The sequence below is a fragment of the Flavobacterium bizetiae genome (genome assembly GCF_902804475.1).
GTDB classification, from domain to species: Bacteria; Bacteroidota; Bacteroidia; order Flavobacteriales; family Flavobacteriaceae; genus Flavobacterium; species Flavobacterium bizetiae.
On the sequence record NZ_CADCSU010000233.1, the window covers coordinates 1 to 2,939 of the forward strand.

Sequence of the window (2,939 nt, forward strand, 5' to 3'; positions counted from 1 at the left end):
ATGTTAATTAGCCTAGTTTTATAAAAGATAAAAACGTACAAAAAATTGCTTTAATGGTAAAACAGAAACTGATAACTAAAAGGAAGTCTCTAAAGATTAGCCAAGAAAATATGGCATTTTATATGGGAATCACCCAGTCGCAATATTGTCGAAGAGAAAATGGAATTTCAAAAATTTCAAAAGCTGAATGGTATAAACTTGCAGAGATTCTAAAAACTACATTATTTGAAATTTACGAATCTGAAGATGATATTTATAATAACTCCAAAATCGATTCATTGTTTAATGATGCACTTAATAGGCAATTGCTTGAAGTTAAAACAATGACAAAACACATACAGAAGTTGGAGATTGAAAACAAAAGTTTAAAAGAAGAAGTTTCGCAGCTACAAACTGAGATTTTACTATCTAAAACAAAGTAACGAGATTCATAATCGCATAAAATAAAAAACTCCAAAATCAAGATGACTTTGGAGTTTTTGGAATTCTGTGGGCGATGAGGGGTTCGAACCCCCGACCCCCTCGGTGTAAACGAGGTGCTCTGAACCAGCTGAGCTAATCGCCCTATTTTACTAGGTTGCTATCATTTCGTGATTACGAGTGCAAATATACAGCTAGAATTTGTATTTGCAAGTGTTTTTAGAAAAAAAAGTAAAATATTTTTGTATCCTATTATTTGTCAGATATATGGAATTTGTAATTCTAATTAAAAGATCAAATTTTTACACTTGAACCAAATAAAAAACTCCAAAACCATATTGATTTTGGAGTCTTACTTGACCATTTGATCAATTATTAATTCGTTTTCTCAATCAATTTAATAATTTTTAGCGCAACACCACTCGATGATTGAAAATTTTGTCCTGTAATAATTCGGCCGTCTTGTTCTACAAACGATTCGTTTCTCTTTGAGAATTTAAACTCTCCTCCCCTTTCTTCTATGGTTTTCTGAATCAAAAATGGAAAGTGTTTGAAATATTCACCATCTTGTTTTTCAAAAGAGTCCGGATAACCACTTATTTTTTTTCCGTCTACTAAAAATTTACCATTTTTTGTTTTCAGGTTTACAATACCCGCTGTTCCGTGACATACAGATGAAATAATTCCTTTATTATCTTCGTATACCTGCATCGAAATGCGTTGAATGTCGAGGTTTTCAGGAACTTCAAACATTGCGCTTCCGCCTCCAATATAATGCACTGCTTTATAAATTTTATAATCAATTTCTTTAGGGTTTAGTGTATTTTTTAGGGCGTACATAAAGTCCTGATTGTATAAATATTCTTTTTGTAAATTATCTGAGGTATTGATGTACGCCAAAGGAATATCGCCTCCTTTAGGGCTGACAAAATCAACTGTATAACCGGATTTTACAAAAGTGTCGTAAGCATTTACAATTTCGGCAAAGCTATTTCCTGTTGCAATAGTAGAATTTCCGTAATAATGCACATTAGAAACAATAAATAATATCTTTTTTCCTGATTTATTACTTGCTTTACTGCTCGCTGCTTTGCTAATTATTTTCCATTCGCCCTGAATTTTTTTCAGCAAAAACATATCCATAAATTCTTGTTTTTTTTCAGGTATAAGAATTTCAGCTTTTGCAATTGCAACATCGTTATAAAATTCAATAGAAATAATTTTACCTATACGACCGTTAAATTCTCCCTTCTTCCCTTTTTGAAACCAGGTGACATATTCTGAAATTGGGACTATCCATAGAGGTTTATCTTTGTGGCTCAGAAAAAGATTCGCTTCAGGATAAAAAGCCTTGCTGATGCTTTCGGGATTGTTATAAGAGGTGCCTTCGATATAGTTTTGAATACAATTTTCAATCAGGGATTGTTCTGATTGTGAAAAAGACAAATTGAATAGTAATGTAAATAAGATTGCGAAAAAGATTCTTTTCATAAACATTGGATTTTAATGGTTTAAAAATGTTTTTCAAAATTATATTGATTCACTTTTAAATCATTCCAAGTTTATGATATAGCAATCCAGATGTATATTTTAGGAGTAGAATTTAGCTTTTTTGGTAATTTGAAGGCGTAGTTCCTGTGATTTTTTTGAATGAACTGTAAAATGTACTCGTAGAATTAAACCCGGATTCGAAACCAACGGCGTCAATTTTGAACTGAGTACTTTCTTTTAATAAACGTTTTGCTTCATCAATTCTGTATTCATTGATGAATTGTGTGAAACTTTTGTTCAAATTGTCATTAATAAACTGTGATAACAATTGAGGACGAATATTTAATTCTTTTGCTAAAATGGATAAAGTAAGTTCGGGATTGGTATAAATTTTTCTTGTTTCAAAAAGCGTATTGATTTGTTCCTGAATCTCTGTGACTACTTTTTCTTCTATTTTGTTGATGTATTTTTCTTTATTATTCGACGAAATCAATATTTTATTTTTTACGTAATAAAGCAAAAGGAATGAAATGTAAAAACTAAACGAAAAAGCCAAAGATCCGGAAATATAAGACGTGTATTTGGCTAGAGTGTACGAAAGCCAAATAGCAAAAACTCCGATAATAACAGATAATATCCAGGTTTCATGATAGCTAATTTGATTTCGATTTTTTACTAGCTTTTTAAAAATTTGCCTGCTTTCATAAATAGATAAAACAATAAAAATAAACCATTGAATATTTATAAAATAATAAATTATTCCTCTCCAGAGAGCTGGGTTTTCTTTGTAAGGAAAGAGAACACCAAAAACACTTATAATTACAACGATTAAAATAAGACTGTATTTTGCAAAAGAATAATTGAGATTTTGCAAAATCGATCTCACATAAAAATACAACAGAGGTCCAATTAAAAAACAGGCTGACAAGCCTATCTGCAAATACGTTTTTGATAATTGCGGATTAAAATTATAAAATACTGATTTCCCAATTCTAATGCTTAAAGACAATAACAAAAGCCCTAGAAAC

Annotated in this window: 3 protein-coding genes and 1 tRNA gene; 1 reads left to right on the top strand and 3 read right to left on the bottom strand. The window is 30.6% G+C overall.

The genetic code is table 11. The annotated features are described in order from the left end of the window. The first annotated feature begins 53 nt into the window (after positions 1 to 53). Complete coding sequence (locus FLACOL7796_RS24395) at positions 54 to 422, top strand: helix-turn-helix transcriptional regulator (protein ID WP_173973364.1); 369 nt, start codon at positions 54 to 56, stop codon at positions 420 to 422. A 68-nt stretch (positions 423 to 490) separates the two neighbouring features. Here the strand turns inward: FLACOL7796_RS24395 and FLACOL7796_RS24400 are convergent. The 3 genes from FLACOL7796_RS24400 to FLACOL7796_RS24410 form a co-directional block, all read right to left on the bottom strand. Continuing rightward, positions 491 to 565 (bottom strand) — tRNA-Val (locus tag FLACOL7796_RS24400). A 230-nt stretch (positions 566 to 795) separates the two neighbouring features. Then, a complete protein-coding gene (locus FLACOL7796_RS24405; protein ID WP_173973365.1) occupies positions 796 to 1,911 on the bottom strand; it encodes a nuclear transport factor 2 family protein in 1,116 nt (371 codons plus the stop codon). A gap of 112 nt (positions 1,912 to 2,023) precedes the next feature. Then, positions 2,024 to 2,939: helix-turn-helix domain-containing protein (locus tag FLACOL7796_RS24410; RefSeq protein WP_173973366.1), on the bottom strand; the 916-nt coding region annotated here is incomplete at its 5' end.

Excerpts from the sequence above, each read along its gene's own strand:
- FLACOL7796_RS24395 (WP_173973364.1), top strand. The coding sequence starts at position 54 with ATGGTAAAACAGAAACTGATAACTAAAAGGAAGTCTCTAAAGATTAGC.
- FLACOL7796_RS24405 (WP_173973365.1), bottom strand. The coding sequence starts at position 1,911 with ATGAAAAGAATCTTTTTCGCAATCTTATTTACATTACTATTCAATTTG.